This window comes from Microcoleus sp. PH2017_05_CCC_O_A (assembly GCF_020738785.1).
Classification (GTDB): domain Bacteria; phylum Cyanobacteriota; class Cyanobacteriia; order Cyanobacteriales; family Microcoleaceae; genus Microcoleus.
In genome coordinates, this window is record NZ_JAEQCB010000276.1 from 1 (window position 1) to 3,225 (window position 3,225).

General features: G+C 43.4%; 3 protein-coding genes. All 3 read right to left on the reverse strand.

Features of this window, described 5'->3' with window-relative positions; all coding sequences use genetic code 11:
* Positions 1–261: 261 nt before the first annotated feature.
* Genes JGK20_RS33635 through JGK20_RS33645 form a run of 3 tightly spaced genes read right to left on the reverse strand, consistent with a single transcriptional unit; the run spans position 262 to position 3,183 of the window.
* Positions 262–507, reverse strand: a complete 246-nt coding sequence (locus JGK20_RS33635) for a hypothetical protein (protein ID WP_293190258.1) — start codon at positions 505–507, stop codon at positions 262–264.
* A 10-nt stretch (positions 508–517) separates the two neighbouring features.
* Entirely contained in the window at positions 518–2,254 is a 1,737-nt protein-coding gene (locus JGK20_RS33640) for a hypothetical protein (RefSeq protein ID WP_293209028.1), read from the reverse strand.
* Positions 2,224–3,183 (reverse strand): hypothetical protein, encoded by a 960-nt coding sequence (locus JGK20_RS33645; RefSeq protein WP_293233739.1) that lies wholly within the window; start codon positions 3,181–3,183, stop codon positions 2,224–2,226. Before JGK20_RS33645 ends, JGK20_RS33640 begins: the two co-directional genes overlap by 31 nt.
* Positions 3,184–3,225 lie beyond the last annotated feature (42 nt).

Sequence of the window (3,225 nt, forward strand, 5' to 3'; positions counted from 1 at the left end):
TACCCCCTTTAATCAGGGGGTATTTTTTTGACTATTTTCCTGTACCTACTGTCATTTTACAAAGTAGGGCGCTAAAGTAGGAGCCTACTTTAATACAACAACAAAAAACCCTCGCTTACCAGGCAAGGGTTAAAACCAAGGAAAAATGATACAGATAGTCCGAAGAGAGAAGCGTTGTATATATTTATACTACACTACCTGGACTAGAACCGATAAAAACTACGGCTATTGCGGTTGAGTAAATAATCAACGTATAAAATATTACCGTCTACGCCCCTTCAGCTTTTTTATCAAGGGCTGCATAAATTCCTTCATATCCCCCTTTGGCGCTAAGCCCAAGTTTTCCCGTTGGAGCATCATATCTAGTTCGCTAGTCCGTACCAATTCTTCTATTTTGGATGCTAGGGCATTTTTAATAGTTCCCTTAGCGCTACCCTTCTCTTTCTTGCCACCGGGGGATTTACCTCCTGGTTTCGGTTTGCTGCTAGATGGTTTCTTGGTAGCCATGATGTAGTACCTATAATTTGCTTAATGCCGCTGCGATCGAAATGGATTCGGGGCGGAACACCCATTTTACAATAGGAATCTTACTAGGTTGCAGCATCGTCCCCAAAACTTTCTCTACCTCATTATCAGTTTTCGGCTTGCTGATATCAATTTGTTTGGGTTGTTTTTTGCCAAAACCTTTATGAGCTTCATGAATCGTAAAACAGACAGGTAATTCCTCTGTGTCTAAGTCAGGTGTCATGCCGATAGCTTCGCTCAAAAAATCTACCTTACGACTAAGTTTTGCAATTGCTGACATCATTTGAACTTGCTGCATAATTGATGAAATTTCGTACTTCTGGGTGGTATCTCCGTTCGACATCGACTCTGCCACCATTTCGTAAACGCCAGACGCCCAAGCAGTAGCATTAACATTTTTCCATTCACTCCCCAATGGCTTGCTGACAGGATTGATTATCAAGCCATTAGCGAGCATTCTGAATAGCGCTTCGCATAGCGCGTAGTAATCCTCACATTCCTCGTTGCCATTACCGCCTGGTACTAAGAATTGCTTGGCAACCTTAAACTTTTTCTTCATTTTGGCGATGCCAAGATATTTGTAAATCTCTTCTACTTTGTCGCAACAATTCATTGGCTTGTACCTTTGTGGATAATTGGGCAAGTTTTGGGGAACTTGTTGTTGGGTAGGGACAGCATCGTATTCTCGAATCTGTTTTATAGTGATGGAAACAAGTGTCCAATCCTGGTCGGTCTCTGCTCTCATATAATATTTTGAGACGAGTTGCGTATACATCCAGCCTGTATGACTATTCGCGCAATAAACATTATATACACTTGAACGTTCAAAGCGTTGGAGTGCTTTACTAGGGTCGTCAGTACCTTCGCTTGCCGTCCTGAAGAACACCTCAGCCTCCCCCGATAAGGTGGGCGTAAAGCTGTCTTCACCAAAGCAATTGCCTACTGTTATCAATGACTGCGGATAAGGACTTTCCCGTTTACGATAATATGCTACTAACTCTCTTTTCCCAGTTTGCGGGTTATATCGAAAGGTAGGTTCATACCAGCCCTCAACATAAGTCCATTCCCAATACCGCGCTCCTTTCTTAAATGTTGGCATCGGAACAGTCGATATAGAATCGGGCTTAGATGTGTCTAATTCAATTGGCTTTTCTATTATGGCTTTCTCGCCATCGGGAGCAAATGTCACACCGCCCTTAGCGCCCGGTATTTCATACCCCAATCTTATAGAAGTTTTGCCGTCTTTGTCGTTGGCAACTTCAATTTTAAATCCTAAAGCTGAAACACCCAATTTACTCGACTCACTGCCATTACCTTCAGCGTTGACGCCAAATCCCAAAACGTTAACACCAAAAGAAACATTTTCTACGGAGACTCCAGTTGGAGTACGTTTTATTTCTCCTCCAAAACTGACGCCGAACCCTTGCTTAATACCTAGGTCTACCTCTGCTTTTGCAGATTGTTCAGCAGGATTAATATTGATGGATACTCCCGGTGCTCCTAATTCCGTTATCCCTGCTGCTGCATCGCCCACTACTGATATACCACCATAGCTACCAAGTTCCCGCGTACCAGACACCCCTAGGCTACCTACCTCGGGTGTCAATTGAGTCGGCTTGCTCCCCATATCAATTTGTTCAGTTGGACGACGGGAGCTATCTTTATCAAGATTAATTGACCTACTTCTTTTCATAGCACTTAAAATTCCATAATTAAAATGCGTATCCAAAAAGGTGCAGCATCAACAGCGGACGCCGTGTCGTTTTTCACTAATATTGAAACCGTTCCAGCGACTTGCACAATAGCTGTCATAGTAAGCGCCCAATAACCTGTATTGGGATTATTGTGAACAGGTACTACATGACAATAAGCTCCCAGCGTTACACCTGCAACCGGAATATCGAAAGAGAATAACCCTTGGCTGGCAATGCTAGGGAAGTCAACTGCCTGCGCGTGCGATCGAACTGATTTAATAGCTGTGGCAGCGACCCCAATTTTCAGAGGTTGGGAAATAAAAAACTCTGTTGCAGATGAATACCACCGCCAGAAAGGAGCACCGGGTTGTGCTGCATAAAATCCTATATCCCCTGTGGCAGGGTTGTGCATTAAATAATTTGCATTATACGCCCCTTGAAAATGTATACCCCCCCAACCGTTTTTGACAATAGCTGAAATAGCTACGCTTCCATATATACCAGTATTGACAACGCCGAACCCCCCTTTATCTGTTTCTAATGGCAGTGGTAATCTTTCTACCGTCCCCGAATCACCACCTCTGCCAAGCAGCGAATTAGCGGGGACATTTACAAGCCTTCCTTCTAATGCCAATTCTAGAGAGGCTATTCTTGCACTTAATTCTGAAAAATCATCGTTTTTTTTTGAAATATCAACGGTAGTCGCAAATTCAATCTCTATGAAATCGGTTTGTTTGAGCAACCCATTGCCGTAGTCAATAAGTTGGATTCCGAGAGCGTCGTTATACTCCAATAACCGCACCTGAGCTTTTGCTAGATAAGGAATAAGCAAATCGAAATATGATTTGCGTCCGGCGTTAGTAAGAATAATTTCAGCCTTTTCGCGCCATACCCCAGTGTTATTTTTCCGACTCAAGACCCTCAAGCCAACTTTCTGGCTCGCCATTTCGGCTGCGGTGAACATTGCTAACTTTTCTGCTTCTGATTCATCCCCTTCGTAATTAGG